This is a genomic window from Paenibacillus sp. J22R232, assembly GCF_056269165.1.
Map to the genome: position 1 here is coordinate 940,467 of NZ_JBWDNK010000002.1, position 17,018 is coordinate 957,484.

At 49.6% G+C, this 17,018-nt stretch carries 12 protein-coding genes and 1 pseudogene; 6 read left to right on the plus strand and 7 right to left on the minus strand.

What is annotated here, in order from left to right; genetic code table 11:
* Positions 1-2: 2 nt before the first annotated feature.
* Complete coding sequence (locus AC0YN3_RS10450) at positions 3-2,498, plus strand: glycoside hydrolase family 27 protein (protein ID WP_475774997.1); 2,496 nt, start codon at positions 3-5, stop codon at positions 2,496-2,498.
* A 699-nt stretch (positions 2,499-3,197) separates the two neighbouring features.
* On the opposite strand, the pseudogene AC0YN3_RS10455 reads toward AC0YN3_RS10450, so the two are convergent.
* A pseudogene (locus AC0YN3_RS10455) lies at positions 3,198-3,761 on the minus strand (SpoVR family protein); the annotation flags it as partial.
* A gap of 315 nt (positions 3,762-4,076) precedes the next feature.
* On the opposite strand from AC0YN3_RS10455, the gene AC0YN3_RS10460 reads away from it, so the two are divergent.
* The 5 genes from AC0YN3_RS10460 to AC0YN3_RS10480 all read left to right on the plus strand — a co-directional run bounded on the left by AC0YN3_RS10460 (position 4,077) and on the right by AC0YN3_RS10480 (position 11,416).
* Positions 4,077-5,024 (plus strand): ABC transporter permease, encoded by a 948-nt coding sequence (locus AC0YN3_RS10460; RefSeq protein ID WP_475774998.1) that lies wholly within the window; start codon positions 4,077-4,079, stop codon positions 5,022-5,024.
* Between the two features lie 12 nt (positions 5,025-5,036).
* A complete protein-coding gene (locus AC0YN3_RS10465; RefSeq protein WP_475774999.1) occupies positions 5,037-5,912 on the plus strand; it encodes a carbohydrate ABC transporter permease in 876 nt (291 codons plus the stop codon).
* Positions 5,913-6,083: 171 nt separating this feature from the next.
* Complete coding sequence (locus AC0YN3_RS10470; protein WP_475775000.1) at positions 6,084-7,628, plus strand: extracellular solute-binding protein; 1,545 nt, start codon at positions 6,084-6,086, stop codon at positions 7,626-7,628.
* Between the two features lie 283 nt (positions 7,629-7,911).
* Positions 7,912-9,552: a response regulator gene (locus AC0YN3_RS10475; RefSeq protein ID WP_475775001.1), complete on the plus strand. Its 1,641-nt coding sequence runs from the start codon at positions 7,912-7,914 to the stop codon at positions 9,550-9,552.
* Entirely contained in the window at positions 9,545-11,416 is a 1,872-nt protein-coding gene (locus AC0YN3_RS10480) for a sensor histidine kinase (RefSeq protein ID WP_475775002.1), read from the plus strand. Before AC0YN3_RS10475 ends, AC0YN3_RS10480 begins: the two co-directional genes overlap by 8 nt.
* 230 nt (positions 11,417-11,646) lie before the next feature.
* Here AC0YN3_RS10480 and AC0YN3_RS10485 read toward each other — a convergent pair whose 3' ends face one another.
* The 6 genes from AC0YN3_RS10485 to AC0YN3_RS10510 form a co-directional block, all read right to left on the minus strand.
* Positions 11,647-11,955 carry a hypothetical protein gene (locus AC0YN3_RS10485; protein ID WP_475775003.1) on the minus strand — a complete coding sequence of 103 codons (309 nt, stop codon included), beginning with the start codon at positions 11,953-11,955 and terminating at the stop codon, positions 11,647-11,649.
* 70 nt (positions 11,956-12,025) lie between these two features.
* Positions 12,026-12,895 (minus strand): hypothetical protein, encoded by an 870-nt coding sequence (locus tag AC0YN3_RS10490; protein ID WP_475775004.1) that lies wholly within the window; start codon positions 12,893-12,895, stop codon positions 12,026-12,028.
* A 17-nt stretch (positions 12,896-12,912) separates the two neighbouring features.
* Positions 12,913-13,425 carry a 2-oxo-4-hydroxy-4-carboxy-5-ureidoimidazoline decarboxylase gene (gene uraD, locus AC0YN3_RS10495; RefSeq protein ID WP_475775005.1) on the minus strand — a complete coding sequence of 171 codons (513 nt, stop codon included), beginning with the start codon at positions 13,423-13,425 and terminating at the stop codon, positions 12,913-12,915.
* A gap of 66 nt (positions 13,426-13,491) precedes the next feature.
* The gene (locus AC0YN3_RS10500; RefSeq protein ID WP_475775006.1) at positions 13,492-15,105 is read right to left on the minus strand and encodes an ABC transporter substrate-binding protein; all 1,614 of its coding nucleotides are present in this window, start codon (positions 15,103-15,105) and stop codon (positions 13,492-13,494) included.
* Complete coding sequence (locus tag AC0YN3_RS10505) at positions 15,102-16,001, minus strand: carbohydrate ABC transporter permease (protein ID WP_475775007.1); 900 nt, start codon at positions 15,999-16,001, stop codon at positions 15,102-15,104. Before AC0YN3_RS10505 ends, AC0YN3_RS10500 begins: the two co-directional genes overlap by 4 nt.
* Positions 16,002-16,019: 18 nt before the next feature.
* Positions 16,020-16,940 (minus strand): ABC transporter permease, encoded by a 921-nt coding sequence (locus AC0YN3_RS10510; protein WP_475775008.1) that lies wholly within the window; start codon positions 16,938-16,940, stop codon positions 16,020-16,022.
* Positions 16,941-17,018: the final 78 nt, after the last annotated feature.

Here is a 17,018-nt window from a genome sequence, read left to right on the forward strand (position 1 = left end):
TTATGAAGAAGGCAATAAGTAAAGGAATTATAAGTGCTAAGAGGTATGCAACGATCAAACCGGCAGTCTCGATCGTCCTGGGACTCACCATGTTGCTGACCGTTATTTTAGGAGGGTACGGCTTCGCACCGCCACAAGTCGCGGAGGCTGCGAACAACGGATTGGCACTTAAGCCGCTCATGGGATGGAGCAGCTACAGTATGCAGGTGTATTCTGGTAATGGCGCCTGGATCACGGCGGCGCAGCTCAAAGCACAGTCGGACGCGATGCATCAGAATCTGCAATCTCACGGATACGAGTACATCAACGTGGATGCAGGCTGGAACGATGGCATAGACGGTTACGGTCGACCTGTTCCGAGCACGACGCTTTATCCGAACGGATTGACCGAAGTCATTAATTACGTGCATGCCAACGGGCAAAAGTTCGGCCTTTATTTTATTCCGGGAATCTCGCCTCAAATCTATAACGCCGATCTGCCGATATACGATGCACCTGGTTGCTCGACGCAGGACATTGCCGTCCAACCGCTGACTACCGCGGATTATTGGGGCTTGGGCTACAAAATTGATTTCAGCAACCCATGTGCCCAAAAGTACATTGATTCAATCGTAGATTTAATCGATTCGTGGGGCGTCGATTTCGTAAAGTTCGACAGTGTTACCCCCGGCTCTGGACATAATAATACGTCGATCGATGCCCGCGATGACGTCATCGCTTGGTCGCAGGCGCTGAGCGCTCGCGGCATATGGTTCGAGCTCTCATGGGCACTCGATCACAACTACATTGACACTTGGAAGCAATATGCCAACGGATGGCGGGTCAATTGGGACGTCGAATGCTATTGTGTCAATACGGCACTTACGAGCTGGCCGAACATCGCGCGGCTGTTCCCAGATGCGGCAGTCTGGTGGAGGGACGCTGGCCCGGGCGGTTGGAACGATTTCGATTCTCTCAACGTCGGCAACGGCGCAATGGATGGCCTTACACAGGACGAGCGGCGGACAGCAATGTCACTGTGGGCGATGTCCTCAGCACAGCTATATATCGGCAACGATCTTACAAACCTAGACGCCTTCGGTCTGGCATTACTGACAAACGACGAAGTGATCGCCGTCAACCAAGCAGGTAGGCCAGCCCATCCCGTATCTACCTCTACCAACCAACAAGTCTGGTACGCTAACAACGGCGATGGCACTTATACGGTCGGATTATTCAATCTTGGTTCCACTGCCGCGACGGTGACAGTCAATTGGAATGACATCGGCCTAAACGGGGCCGCGACGGTTCGCGATCTCTGGAGCCACAGCGACCTCGGTTTGTTCAACACGGGTTACAGTTCTATCAATTTGCCGCCACACGCATCGCGATTGCTAAAGGTGAAGGTAGCCGGTGGCTCCGTGACAGCCAACAATGACGATACTGGCGTCAAGTATACGGGAGCCTGGCAGCGCAGCTATAACCGTGGAATCGGTGATTATCAAGATGATGTACATTTTACCCAGACAAATAACGATGCCTTTGAGTATACCTTCCAGGGCACTGGGATTGATCTGATTACGGAAAAAGCTCCCGACCAAGGTAATATTGATATTTATATCGACAACGTCTTTAAAGGAACGGTCAATACGTATAATGCCACGCGGCAGATGCAGCAGACCGTTTACAGCATAAGTGGACTTACGAACGGCACACATACTTTGAAAGCCGTCAAGAAATCCGGTACTTATATGCTTCTCGACAAGTTACGCTTTTTCGTGGCGTCGCCGCTTCTTGTGAACGATACGGATCCGGGCTTCACGTATTCGGGTGTCTGGTCGCTAAACAGCGCCAGAGGTTTCGGAGATTATCAAGACGACGTCCACTTCACACAGACGAACAATGATTCCGTGCAATACACATTCAATGGAACGGGGGTCGACCTCGTCACTGAGAAGGAAGCAGCGCAAGGCGAAATCGATATTTACATTGACAATGTCTTTAAGCAAACGGTTAACACCTACAATCCTTCGCGCCTTGTCCAGCAAACGGTGTATAGCATAGGCGGTCTCCCAAGCGGTACGCATACGATCAAAGCTGTGAAAAAAAACGGTGCTTTCATGCTAGTCGACCAGTTGAAAATAAAAAGCCAGCGCATTCAGTATAACGACACCGACCCCAGCATCGTCTATACAGGTTCCTGGTCGCTGAATAACAATCGCGGTTTCGGCGATTACAACAATGACGTACATTTCACACAGACAAACAACGATTCATTTCAGTTTGCTTTCACAGGCACTGGCGTCGAACTCATAACAGAGAAGGACACGTCACAGGGCAATATCGACATCTACATCGACAATGTGTATCAGACGACGGTCAACACGTCGAGCACAGCGCGGCAGGTAAATCAAGTCGTTTACCAGGTGACGGGATTGACAAGCGGAAGCCATACGATTAAGGCTGTCAAGAAATCCGGTACCTATATGCTGCTCGATTCCATTCGAGTAATGCCATAAGAGATCATAGTAGACAGCAATGGAATCGTCAAAACCGGATGGAGATGCCCCAAAAGTAGGTTTATTTACTTGACAAGACAGTGCATTTGATGGAAAAGTCAGTAAAAATAAAGAAATGGCGGTGCTAGGGAGGCTATCTTGATATGCTCCTTATACGGTAGACAGGTGAAATAATCAAAGCCTGTTTACTGTAGGGGAGCATTTTCTATGCCTGGAAATAAACCGGATGCTTTGGAAAAATTGGCTATTCTTCAAGAGGTCGAAGCTGGTCACATCGGAGTGAGGATAGCTGTTAAGAAGTATGGCTGATCCACGACTACGCTTGCAAATTGGCAACGTTGTTATCGATTATACGGTTACGAGGATTTTAGATCCGCACAGACAATCGTAGTTATTCTGAGAAAATTAATCAGCAAGCGGTTATGGATTATCTAAACGGAGGGGTGTTGCAGAACCAAATCATAGATAAGCACAGGATCGCTAGTCGAGCAGCTCTCTTCAATTGGACTAATAAGTATAATGGTCATAGCAGCTTAAAAACCTATGCAGGTAGAACAACAGCCATGACCACGGGACGGAAGACAAGATGGCAGGAGTGGATATGCATTCGGGAAGTTATTTTATTATTACGCTAATGCTAAAACGCAAATCAAAAACAGGATTCTAGGATCCTGTTTTTGATTTGCGAAAATATGAAGTTTAAACAAATTTACGGCTTGTTATCTTACCATCGCAGATAATCACGATCTTTTTATCCTCAACGAACATCTCCAGATGCAAGCTTTTCCCCAAAAGATGAACGACATGGGGAAGCGTGCGTTCCACATACTTTAGATCCAGCTCCATGCCTTCATATTCATGAATAAGATACAGCTCACCAACACGGTTGAAGTCGCCGTCTTTCACCATCAGACTAGGAAAACCACCGTTAACCTTGGAGTAGACGAGTTGACCACGAATGTTTTCCCACGATTTATCGATAAGCTTTCATTCTAGATCCTTTTTCTCGAAAACGTACAGATCGAGATCATTGACCAAATCCTTAGTCAGATCATGGCGTAGGAAAGAGATATCCGAGTCGAGCTCGCGAACCTCGAATATTTTTTCTTTGCCCTTGCCGGGAACGCGGCCGAAGCGGCGCTGCTCCTCCGCAGTCGGATTATCGAAGCGGCGCTCGATATCCTCGAATATTTTGAGCCGCAGCGAGAAACGCGAATCCTCTGCTGCCTTTTGAACAAGTGAGGCTGCAGGGAGCGTTTTATCCATGGGAGACGTTCCTCGCCCGGAATCCATAGAGGGCAAAAAGTCATGAATCTACGGATTGTGCTCATGACTGTTCTCTATCGGTCATGTAGGTAAACGTTTACGATCGAAGGTGGACGATCGCTGGCAATCGGGCAGCTCTGATTTTAAATATCAACAAACGCAGGGTCGATAGGAGGCTTTGCGTTTTTTGCGTTCCCTGGTCACGTAGCAAACTGTGTCGAATAAGACCAGAAATAAAAGGATCGACCGCTACTCCCCATTCGCCGCTTCCCCTACAATGAGAGACAAGACAGAGAAAAGTAGGTGGAGAACGTGAGCAAACGTAGCGGAGGAGAAGGCGCTCTCCTTGGAACCGGCGGACGGCGCTGGAAGCTGATTCGAGGCAACTTAGACATGTATTTGCTGCTTATACCGGGCCTTGTATTCTTGTTATTGTTCAAATACACCCCGATGTACGGCATCGTCATCGCCTTCCAGGACTTCAACATCTTTGGCGGCATATCCGGCAGCGAGTGGGTAGGCACGGCGCAGTTCGAGCGGCTATGGCATTCGGACGAATTCCTGCAAGTGCTGATTAATACGCTGCTCATCAGCTTGTACAAAATAACGATTTTATTCCCGATCCCGATCGTCATGGCGCTTATGCTCAACGAAGTGCGGCGCATGTTCTTTAAGCGAACAATCCAGACGATCATCTATTTGCCCCATTTCCTCTCATGGGTCATTATCTCGGGCTTGTTCCTTAACATCCTGTCGCCAAGCGGCGGGATCGTGAACGAAATCATTCGTTCGCTCGGCGGAGAGCCGATCTCGTTCTTTACCGACAACGGCTTGTTCCGAAGCTTGGTCGTCTTCACGGCCGGGTGGAAGGAAATCGGCTGGAACGCCATCGTCTTTATCGCCGCGATCGCGGGCATCGAGCAGGAGCAATACGAAGCAGCGGCCATCGACGGAGCGGGGCGGATCAGACAGATGTGGTCGATTTCGCTGCCGGGCATGCTGCCCACCATCGTCCTGATGTTCATCTTGCGGATCGGCAGTCTGCTGGAGGCGGGGACGGAACAAATTCTTACGATGTACAATCCGCTCGTGTACGAAAGCGGGGACGTCATCGGCACCTTCGTGTACCGAATGGGTCTCGGCCAGCAGGATTACAGCTTCAGTACGGCGGTTGGCCTATTCAATTCCGCGGTCGGCTTCCTGCTTATCGTCATCGGCAACATGCTCAGCCGCAAATTCCTGAATCGCAGCATCTGGTAAGGAGGAACATTCATGTATAGAAGAACGGCCAAAGATTTTGCGCTCGACGGATTCATTTATGTCGTGCTTGTTATGATGGGACTTATCACGCTGCTCCCGTTCGTCAACGTCTTCTCCAAGTCGATCAGCGAAGAATGGGCGATTCTGGCCGGACAAGTAGGGATCTTCCCGGTCGGCTTCCAACTCGATACGATGAAGTTCGTCGTCACGAACAGCCAGTTCCTGAACTCGTTGTGGATATCGGTGCTCATAACGGTCATCGGCACCTTCGCGTCGCTGCTCATTACGGCGCTGACCGCTTACCCGCTGTCGAAGCGCGAGCTTCCGGGCATGGGCATCGTCATCGTGTTGTTCATTTTCACTATGATGTTTAACGGGGGCATTATCCCCAACTATCTATTGATCCGCGAGCTGGGACTCATCAACAATTTGGGTTCGCTCATTTATCCGGCGCTCATCAGCGTATTCAACTTGCTGGTCATCAAAAGTTATTTCGAAAGCTTGCCGACAAGCCTTGAAGAATCGGCCAAGCTCGAAGGCGCGAACAATTTCACGATTTTGTTCCGCATCATTTTGCCGCTAAGCGGTCCCGTGCTTGCGACGATCGGCCTGTTCTACGCCGTTCAATTCTGGAACGACTACTTTCACCCCATGCTGTACATTAACAGCTCGTCGCTCAAGCCGTTGCAATTGTACCTGCAGGACATCGTCATGAACGCGGATACGTCTTCGGCGCTCGATAAGTCGGCCGACGATCTCATGAACGTGCCGGCGGAAGGCGTTCGGTCGGCAACGGTCATCGCATCCACGATTCCGATCTTGCTAATATATCCTTTCTTGCAGAAATATTTTATCAAAGGCGTGCTGATCGGCTCCGTCAAAGGTTGATTTATTAATCGCAGCCGGGCAAGACAGAATCCGAGGGCATTAACTTTTCCAGCAGCTTCCCGCGCGATGAGCGTCAGGGCATGTCTTCAGGTACCGGAGAATCGCCCGCCATCCGGAACGTTGATGGAAATTTAATGATATAGATTATACTAATTGCAGGAGGGTCTCATTATGCAAAAAGCTTACAAACTGATGTCCGTCATGGCTATGTCCGCGCTTCTGGTTACGACAATGGCTGCTTGTTCCGGCAACAACGGCAAAAACAACGAAGGATCCGGCAACGGAACGAACGCGGGAACCGAAGCGACGGCCAAGCCGGACGCGGAGAAGCCGGGCCTGAAAAGATTGAACGTATGGCAGAATGACGATTACAATGCATACCCGGTAGCCAAGCTGCTCGAAGAAAAAACGGGCTATAAAGTGCAATACGATATGCTGCCCCAAGATAAATGGGCGGAGAAGCTGAATCTGATCATGTCCTCTGGCGAAGCGTACGACATCGTTAGTTCTTACAGCGACATGGCACTATATTCGGATTACGCGCAGAAAGGCGCCCTTGTCGATCTGACGCCGCTTATCGAAGAATTCGGTCCAAACATCAAAGCGGCCATCAAGCCGGAATCGATGGAAGCGCTAAAGGTGAACGGCAAACTGTACGCGATCCCGACAACCGTCACGTATGAAATCAACAGCTCCATCTTGATTCGCACGGATTGGCTCGACAAGCTGGGTCTATCCATGCCGACGACGACCGACGAGCTGACGAACGTGCTGAAGCAATTCAAGGAGCAGGATCCGGGCGGCAACGGCGACCGTAACGTACCGCTTACGATCAAAGGCGACCAATCGATGATCGACAACCTCGTCGGCGCTTTCGGCATCGCCAATACATGGAACGACGTGGACGGCAAGCTGGTGCCGCGCGTTATGGATCCGGCTTACAAGGACTATGTCGCTTACGTAGGCAGCCTGTACGAGCAAGGGCTGATCGACCGCGAATTCGTAGCCAACAAAGACGCTACGGCGAAGGAGAAATTCGCGAGCGGCGTGGCCGGCGCCATCGTCGTTCACTGGGCGGACATTCCGGCCATCTCGGATTCTCTTACGAAGACAAAGCCGGAAGCTAAATTCGCTTTCATTCCGGCGCTTAAAGGTCCGAACGGCGAAGCAGGCTTCGCGGCTAACGCGGGCTTCGACCGTCTGACGTACATCCCGAAAGCATCGAAGAATCCGGAAGAAGCCATCAAGTGGATCAACGCGAGTCTGGAAACGGAAACGTTCAAAAACATGGCGATCGGCGTCGAGGGCACGCACTATAATGTAGTAGACGGCGCTTATGAGCCAATCCAGCCGATCTTCACCGACGAGCGCAACCTGGCGAATAACTACATGGCTGGTACGGATGAAGAAAACTATCCACAATACTGGCAGGCGCGCGTTCGCAAAAATCCGGTGATGTTCGAAGCGTTCAGCTTCCTGAACAACGAGACGACGGCCGAAGCGAAAATCAAAAACGTGCTGGGTCTTGCTCCTTACATGCAGCAATACTCCAAAACGAATCAGCAACTGGGCACGATGGTTGGCGACTACACGGTTAAATTGATCGCGGGCGCCGAGTCCATCGAAGGACTTGCCGATTTCCAATCCAAGTTCATGTCGTCCGGCGGGGAAGCCGTATCGAAGGAAATTAACGATTGGTACGCGACGACCAAATAACGACAACAGGATAAGCGGCGGCGATCACTTGTGGCGCTCGCTGCTTTCTTGTACGATCTGCCCTCCGGTCATGGCAAAACGATCGCGCCGCAATATTCCCCATTCTTGCTTCGCCCATAATTAAATGACAAAATGAAATGAAAAACGAAGGCGTATCGGTCTAGTTCCATTGCGAGATGGCGTATCCGTTCGGGATGCAGCGATCGACAAGCTGCATGCCGAGCTTGCGAAGCAAGACGCTAAACTGTTAGGTAATTAAAAAGAAGAAGGGAGATGGCGGGCGATGTATAAACTGCTTATCGTGGACGACGAGCCGACGGTTCGGGCGGGTTTGCGTTCCTATTTCGATTGGGCTGCTTACGGGATCGAGGTCGGGGGCGAAGCGGATGACGGGGATGTCGCGCTCGAGATGATCGCCCGCGATCGCCCCGATCTGATTCTGACGGATGTCCGGATGCCGAGCATGGACGGCATTACGATGTCGCAACGCGTCTCGGAGGAATATCCGGCCATCAAGATCATTTTCGTCAGCGGGCATGACGACGCCGATTATCTCAAGTCGGCGATGAAGGTCAGCGCGGTCGACTATATATTCAAGCCGGTTAATTTGCAGGAGCTGAGCACGGTCATTAAGCGCGTCGTCGCCGATCTGGACGCGGAGAGCTCCGAGCGGATACATAAGCAGGAGCTGCTTGTTAAGCTGAAGGAAGGCATGCCGCTGCTGCGCGAGAAGTTTCTGCTCTCCATGATCGGAGAAGGGGTGCCGAAGCCTGAGTTGGCCGAGCGGGTGTCGTTTCTGGGTTTGAATTTGCCCGTGAACGGCTCCTACTGGGTTATGGTCGTTTCCGTGGACGATCTTGCCGATGTCATGGCGAGCCGTTCCGAGCGCGACCGCCAGCTGTTATGGTATTCGGTGCTTAACATTTATCAGGAACTGCTCGACGCTTATATGCGAGGTTACGTCTTCGAGCACCGGATCGGCGAATTCGTGGGCGTTCTGCAAGTGGCGGAGCCGGGTGGCGATTCCGCGACCGAAGCGGCGGAGCCGTTGTTCGCGCTAGCCGGCGATCTCAGGACCAATTTGGAGCGTTGGCTCAAGATCGGCGCGACGATCGGCATTAGCGATATAGCCGGCGGTTTGTCCGGACTGGCGCGTGCTTACAAGCAAGCTCGCGAGGCGGCCGATTATAAGTGGTATTTGGGTAAAAACCGCATCATCACGATGGATAGTCTCGAGGGCGCCGAGCCTGAGGACGGCGCCATGCGACGATACGATTACGAGTTCAACGAGAAGCTGATTTCCGCGCTTAAGGCGGATGACGAAATCAAAGTCGGCGAGGCCGTGGAGTCGATTTTCGCGAGCTTGTCTTATAGCAGGCCAGATGGCTTGAAGTACGTTCGCAATCTATGTTTGCAGTTGGTCCTTGCGATCGGTCAGCTTCTCATGGAGCTTGGCACGGGGGATCCCGAGCTGGAAGCCATGGAAGCGGAACTGACGGAAGCGTTGTACGAGAAGGAGACGCTGAGGGATATGCGAAGGTTGATCGAATCGTATTTGGCCACCGTCGGCGAACGCATCCGGGAGAAAAGGACGGGCAAGGTCGCCAATGTCGTGGAGCGAGTGCGCGCGTATATCGAATTGAACTACGCCAATGGCGGACTCACCGTAGCCGATATTGGCAAAGCGGTCTATTTGTCCTCCACGTACGTCAGTCTATTGTTCAAGCAGGAGACTGGGCAGACGGTCGGCGAATATTTGACCCAAGTGCGCGTGGACAAGGCCAAAGTGCTGCTGCTCGATCCGCAATACAAGTTCTACGATATTTGTTACGCGATCGGCTATACCGATCCCAGCTACTTTACGAAGCTGTTCAAAAAAGTGACTGGCGCCACGCCTAGCGCATACAGGGACTCCCATGCGTAAAGTCCGGGAAGCCGCTCTGCGCTTATTATCGCCGCTGCGCCGTTTCTCGATCCCGCGGGCTTGGCTGATCGCGTATCTGCTGCTCATCGTGCTTCCGGCGGGCATTTTCTTGTACGGTTATTACTCGCGTTCCGCGGATATTCTGAGGAATGAGGTCGTTCGGACGATGCAGCAAGCGCTCAAGCAAGCTGGGAGCAACCTCTCCTACCGGCTCGAGCGCATCGAAGATATAAGCGACGCCGCGTTCATGAACGCCAACCTGCATTCTTACTTATCGATTAATTCGGGCGATCAATCCATTGGCACGCAGATCAAGGTCATCGAGGATTTGCGATATTTGGTGGAGACGGTGCAGTCGAATTCCGACGTGTACCGCATGCGGCTGTTCGTGGATAAATCCAAGCTGTACGCGGAAGAACGAATCAATTTTTTTACGCTCGATAGCTTGATGGTCAGGCCGTGGTTCCATGCCATCATCGAGGGCAACGGCGGCATCGTATGGACGGGCGCCTATAAGGAATCTTATCTCGGAGGGACCGACGAGACGATCATGTCCGCCGCGCGCATGCTGAGAGATCCGGGTGATTACGGCAAAGTGTCGGGCGTGCTCATGATCGACGTCCGGCAGGACATCGTCTCCAAGATTCTCTCCGAGCTGCAGTTCTCTCCGGGCATGGCGGTTTATCTTGTTGCGCAGGACGGCACGATCGTGTATCATCCCGACGCCGCGCTGATCGGCAAGGCGGTTGATCCGCGTCTTCGGGATGCTATGAATGGCGATGTCGAAGGGACGAAGTCGTTAACGCTAAACAACGAGAAAAACGACGTGCTGTTTGCGACGCTTGCGCCTGTGGGGTGGAAGCTGGTCGCCCAGGGAACGGAATCCCAGCTGTCGCCCGCTACGCAGCTGTTGACGAAACGGTCGGAGTGGCGCTCGCTGATCGAGTATATCGCGTTGTTCCTGATTTTGCCGTTTGTCCTGTTAGCGATTATCGTGAGGGGGATGAACAGGCGCGTCAACCATGTTATCACCGTCATTCGCAAGGAAGGCAAGGAGGGAAGGGATGCGATCGACGGGCTGCAAGAGCTGCCGGCGGTTAATGGGGACTTCCATATGCTGGAGCGAAGCGTCGACCATCTCATCCTGAGGGTGCGAACGCTCGTCGAAGAGAATTACACCGCCGAGATTCGCGAGCGTGAGGCTCAGCTGTCGGCGTTGCAGGCGCAGATCAATCCGCACTTCCTGTACAACACGCTGGATACGATCAACTGGATCGCGATCGGCAAGGGCGCGACCGACATTAGCATGATGATCGATAGTTTAGCGAAGTATTTCCGCCTGAGTCTCAATAAAGGCAACACGATCGTCAGCGTGACGGACGAGCTGCGGCTTGCCGAGGTATATCTCGAAATTCAGCAAAGCCGTTTCCTCGGCTCGTTCGACTTCAAGGTGGCGGCGGGCGAGGAATTGGAGGCGTATCGGATGCCTAAGCTCATTCTGCAGCCGATTGTCGAGAATGCCTTGCTGCACGGCATCCGCAAGGCGAAGGATCGAAAGGGACGGATCGATATTGCGGTGGAGCTGAGCCAAGGCAATCTCGTATTCGTGATATCGGACAACGGCATCGGCATGGACGAGGAGCTGTCTCGTCGTCTGCTGACGGAGGAGCGGGTCGGTCCCGGCGATCATACGGGCAACGGAAGCTCCTACGGCTTGTTTAACGTGAACGAGCGGATCAAGCTGTATTCCGGCGAAGGGTATGGCCTTAGCATCTCTTCTCGGCTCGGCGTGGGCACTTCCGTCACGGTCCGGATGAAAGCGGCGCTTGCAGCCTCCCGGGATTCTGCCGATAATGAGGAATGAAACAAAGGATGTGAGACTGGCTGACTTATCCGATCTCTGCACCTGCCGTGCAACGATCTTCGTACAACTATTAGGGGCTTGGCTTTGCATTGCCATAGGCGCGAAGTGGTAAGGTCTGAGCGTGAGTTTAAATACAATCCATTCAAAAGGATATGTATCTGCAGCTCTTTACGTTGACTCTCAGAAATAAAAGAACACCAGGAATCCTGGTGTTCTAACTGTTGCTATTGTTATTCGCCTTTTAGAGTGAAGACTTTGCCTTTAAAGGTACCAATTTCGTAGTTTTGAACGTTGACGGGGATCTCGGTTGTATCCGTCCATTTTGGAAGATCAGAGCCTTCCGTGTAGCTATTATAGCTTTCACGCAAAACTTCCATAAGGCGTGCTACCATTGCTTTAACGTCCCGATCCTCCATGGTGTAAACGCCTTTACCTTCATATTTGAGAGCAGTGGTCGGCTGATTAGCCACGTCTACGGTTAATTCCAAAGGTTCGAAGTTCGAGAAATTAAGCTTCTCGACATACAAATCTTCTGTCACTAAACCGCCTTCTACGCGATGGGCAAAGTCCAATAGCTGTTGGAGTTAAGCGTGAAAAATCATCGCTTCACTAAAAATTCACCAAAATGATTGCCGCAACCCCGATCATCATACCTACCCATCCGGCAAGAGACAAGCGTTCGCCGAATCGGAATCGAGAAACAAGTAGCAGGCCGATAATGAGACCTCCGCTCACGGCTGGAAATAAATATGCGCCGGCAAGTCTAGGCGTCAGCCATACGACAAGGCCGTTTCCGAGACCAGTCGTCGCCGATAACCCCAGAATAACGGAAAGAGTTCTCTTGTCGATCATCGAATTTGTACAAATACGTCCAGATTTCATGAACGTGCCTAGCACCGCAAGCACGGATGCCGATAGAAAAGAGATGCTGAGAAATGCTGTGGTTTCTCCTCCTACGGCCAACTGATGAAACTTGCCAAACACCGAGAGCAGCCCGTTGAGTACAAATGCCGAGAAGATATAAAAATACCATTTCCGCTCGGGTCTTCCCCCCTTCCCTTTTCCTTTGCCATCTATCACCAAAATGCAGTAAGACGAGACAAGAAAGAAGAGGATTCCTGCTCCTTGAGCCACACCAAACTGTTCACCCCAAAATAGACTACTTGCCAAAATTGGAATGAGCATGCTGGCGGAGAAACAATAGGATGAGTAGGTTATCGGTCCCGTGGAGAGCGCTTTCGCATAAACAATCATCAAAAGCGAAAAGTCAATGCCATAGAGAACGCCAATGCCTGCCGTCAACGGGCTGATTTCCAATCTTCCAGAAATAGCCCATACGATCAGGCAGCTCACGCCAACCAACAGCATGTAAGAAGCATGCAACACATAAGATTCTGGCCTATCACTTCGAACTCTCTTTAACAAGAGAGTTTGGAGGACGAATAACAAAGCCGCAACAAATGGAAACAATACATACACTCTTTATTTCTCCTTTATTATATAGAAGCAATGATATCGTTCAGACGGTAGTACGCGATCTTATAAACTTCCTGTAGCGCTTGGTCTCGTTCTTCCTCTCTATCCGTTTCTAGACGCGTCTGCAGCGCGGCATAAATAGAATTTTTATCCTGATTGCGCACTGCCATGATGAAGGGGATGCCAAACTTCTCTTGATAAGCTTGGTTGCAACGAGTAAATTGGTCATATTCTTCGGGTGTTAAAGCATCTAGCCTCGCACCGCGCTGTTCTTGGATCGAAGTTTCCGTCATCGCGAGTTTGCTGCCTAACTCGGGATGTATCCGAAGCAAGATTAGTTTTGTCTCCAGCGAAGATTGCTCCACTATTTCTCTCATCTTATCAAACATATATTTAATAGATGGAAAAGGGCGATACTCCCAAGCCTGTTCTGCAATCCAAGGAGAATGCTCGAATATTCCACCAAACAATTCAACAAAGCGAGCTTTTTCTAGTTGATTAACCGTATTAATTGATAGCTTTTCAACATTCATCAGGATTCTCCTTTCGTATTAAGTGCAGGGGGAACTTGTCTTCCCCCTGCAATTCAACTCTTCATTCTATTTATTCGCTAAAAATGTATCGATTTGCTTTTGCATTTCCGCTTGGACCTCGTCGATGCCCGCTGCTTTCATCTGTTTGATTAGCTCCGCCTGACCTTTCTCCACATCATCGATAAGGCCATATTCTAGCGGTACCGCATAACGAAGCATGACATTGCCAACATTGCTGAGTTGATTTTTGACTTTAGATGTATCAAACTCGAAGGTTTCGAGCGAGAATTGCTGCACATCTTGCTTCCACTTTTCCTTCAGCGCCTCCGCTTTTTCCGGATAAGAATCGTCCACGCGATTAAGAGGTGAATTCCAGCCCCAGTTTGAGAAGCCAGTGTAGTTAGACGCTGCATCTGTGAGCGCCAATTTATCGTCTCCGACCGCTTTGTAATGCTTGCCTTCGATTCCATACATAGTCAAGTCATGGAGTTCTTTATCGTTCTGTAACAAATCAACCAGCATGAGCGCGCGCTCCTTTTTTTTGCTCGTTGCATGGATGGACATTCCGTTTTGGATTGGCAACGCCAGCCGCTTAAGACCATCTGGCGTTAAATCCGCGAGCGACATTTGCAGGTCTGTTTCACGCTCAGCCTCTCCCAGATTTTGTGACAGGATGCCCAGATTGTGACTTCGCGACATGACCTTTCCGGCTTTCATTTCCTGCCAGAGATCACCCTTCGTATTCAGCAAGTTTTTAGACCAGACATTATGATCAGCCAAATCCTTGTAGTACTTTAAAGTTTCCAGAAATTCAGGTGTCTCATAGACATTAAACAGTTGATTCGATGTAGACGTCCTGTCGATGGCAAGAGGCGCATCATGTGTGGGAATAAACCACCGATTGCTCTGCTCAATAAAGATTTCGTCTAGATCATGCCATTTCCATCCATCAGATGGTCTTGCGCTGTAAGCGGACACGCCTTTTTCATTCGCTGCAATCGTCTTGAGGTATGTGGCGAACGAAGCGGCATCGGTTACTGGCTCGAGATTATATTTCTGCAGCATATCATCACGCAGCATAACGAGCTTGTAGACGAACTCTTCATTACTTTGAGGGACCATGTAAATCTTGCCATTAATCTTGGTTTGCTCCCATGAATCTTTCGGTAATGCTGCCCACGTATTAGGGGCATACTTCGCAAGCATGTCCTCTGTCAGTTCCGCAAATCCACCCTTGACCGCTTGATCCTGATAAGCAATCCATCTGGCGGAGTAGATCAAATCAAAATCTTCATTACCGGCAAATTTCAAAGGATATCTCTGCGTGTAGTCCGACCAGTCGAGAAACTCTACATCGATTGTGGCATTGATTTTTTCCTTTACCAGTTCATTTGTTTTTGTCAAAACTTCATCGAAATCAATCGGTTTTCCGCCTATCATTACCATTTTCAACTTCACTTCCTGAGAAGTATCCACTTTTGAATTCGAAGCGGTAGACGCTTCACCCGATGACTGATTCACGTTTGCAGTCGTTGTGCCTTGGTTTTTATTGCTGCATGCCGATAATGCCATGACCAAGACCAGCAGTAATGCGAAACTAAATAGAGACTTTTGAATCTTATGCATACTAGTTCCCCCACTCATATGTTTTGTTTTATAATAACAGTTTCCTATGATCATCCTTTGACAGCGCCTATCGTCAACCCTTGTACAAAATAACGCTGAATAAAGGGATAAAGCAATACAATCGGTCCTGTGGCCACTACCGTCATGGCCATCTTTAAACCTTCCGACGGAATTGTAAAGTTAATAGCTACACCCGAGGCCATGATCGCTTTCTGCATCCCATCCATGTTCCCTAACATTCGATACAAATAATATTGAAGCGGCATCTTGTCTGCGTCGGAAATAAACAACAGAGCATTATACCAATCATTCCAGTAGCCCAAGGCCAAGAATAGACCAATTGTGGCCAGCGCTGGCTTAGTCAATGGAAGAATTAGCTTGATAAAAATCACAAAATCATTCGCGCCGTCTATTTTGGCAGATTCAGTGATCGCCTCCGGCACTCCAAGCATGAAAGACTTCATCACAATGATGTAAAAGACATTAAACAAGAGAGGCAATATTAAAGCAAGATAACTGTTCTTCATGTTTAAACCGTCCATCATGAGGAGATACCAAGGAACGAGACCGCCATTAAACAGCGTTGTGAAGAAGAAATAGAAAGATAGAGCGTTGCGCCATTTGAAATCTCTTCGGGAAAGCACATATGCAGTCATGGCAGTTAAAAACAGTCCCATGAAGCTTCCGATTACCGTAATGCCGAAAGTTACGCCATAGGCGCGTATTAGATCCTGCGGATATTCGAACAAGATCCGATATGCCTCAGTCGAGAACTGAATAGGGAATAACGGGTAGCCATGTTCGATGATCGCGCTCTCATCCGAAAATGAAGAAGAGAGAACGATCAGAAAAGGCATCAGGCATAGGGCTGCCATGAGTACTAGTGATGTATATCCGATAATTCCAAGCCATAATTGGTCTCTATCTCGAATTTTAGATGTTGATGTCATGTGGGTTTCCTCCATCAGCTAGAATAAAGCGCGATCCTTGTCATATTTACGAACAGCATAATTAGCGAGCAATATCGTGACAAAGCCTAGAATGGATTGATAAAATCCGGCTGCGGCAGACATCCCAATCTCATTCGATGTAATCAGAGAGCGGAAGACAAAGGTGTCCACGACATCGGTTGCCGAGAAGAGAATACCGTTATTCCCGACCATGTTATAGAACATTCCGAAGTCTCCTCGAAAAATATTCCCCACAGCAAGCAACACCAGGATGATAGTCGTCGGCATTATTGCAGGAAGTGTTATTTTGCGAATCCGCTGAAACACATTCGCTCCGTCGATTTCGCTCGCTTCGTAAATTTCCGTATCAATGCTTGCAATCGCTGCCAAATACATTACGGCTCCATAGCCCAAGGCTTTCCATGCAGAAACAGCGACCAGGATGAATGGCCAATAGGCTGGCGTATTGTAAATGTCCAGCTTTTCCAATCCGAAAAATTGAAGCACGGAGTTCAATGTCCCCACATCATAGCTGAACAAGTTATAAGCGATAACGCCAACGACTACCCAGGAGATGAAATAGGGCAGGAATAACAAGGATTGAATCCACTTTCTGAACCGTTTGCTTCCCATTTCCGTGAGAAATACTGCCGCCGTAATTTGGAGCACATTATTCACGACAATAAAGGCTAGATTGTATAAAAAAGTATTACGTGTCACACTCCAGGCGTTTCCTGAGTTAAAGAAAAAACGGAAATTACCAAGTCCGATCCACTCACTATTGAATATCCCCCCGCTGTAGGTATAGTCCTTGAACGCTAACACAATTCCAGCCATCGGAATATAGGAGAACATCAAGAAATAAAGGAACGCAGGTGTGATCATCAACAACAGAATACGATAATTTTTTACATACCTCCAAAAACCATATATACCCATCTAGGTAACACCTCCTTGTTATTTGAATCAGTCAAACTCAATTATAGCTCGCTATTTTCACCAAATTTAATGCAGGTA

Excerpts from the sequence above, each read along its gene's own strand:
- AC0YN3_RS10450 (WP_475774997.1), top strand. The coding sequence starts at position 3 with ATGAAGAAGGCAATAAGTAAAGGAATTATAAGTGCTAAGAGGTATGCA.
- AC0YN3_RS10465 (WP_475774999.1), top strand. The coding sequence starts at position 5,037 with ATGTATAGAAGAACGGCCAAAGATTTTGCGCTCGACGGATTCATTTAT.
- AC0YN3_RS10470 (WP_475775000.1), top strand. The coding sequence starts at position 6,084 with ATGCAAAAAGCTTACAAACTGATGTCCGTCATGGCTATGTCCGCGCTT.
- AC0YN3_RS10475 (WP_475775001.1), top strand. The coding sequence starts at position 7,912 with ATGTATAAACTGCTTATCGTGGACGACGAGCCGACGGTTCGGGCGGGT.
- AC0YN3_RS10480 (WP_475775002.1), top strand. The coding sequence starts at position 9,545 with ATGCGTAAAGTCCGGGAAGCCGCTCTGCGCTTATTATCGCCGCTGCGC.
- uraD (WP_475775005.1), bottom strand. The coding sequence starts at position 13,425 with ATGAATGTTGAAAAGCTATCAATTAATACGGTTAATCAACTAGAAAAA.
- AC0YN3_RS10500 (WP_475775006.1), bottom strand. The coding sequence starts at position 15,105 with ATGATCATAGGAAACTGTTATTATAAAACAAAACATATGAGTGGGGGA.
- AC0YN3_RS10505 (WP_475775007.1), bottom strand. The coding sequence starts at position 16,001 with ATGACATCAACATCTAAAATTCGAGATAGAGACCAATTATGGCTTGGA.
- AC0YN3_RS10510 (WP_475775008.1), bottom strand. The coding sequence starts at position 16,940 with ATGGGTATATATGGTTTTTGGAGGTATGTAAAAAATTATCGTATTCTG.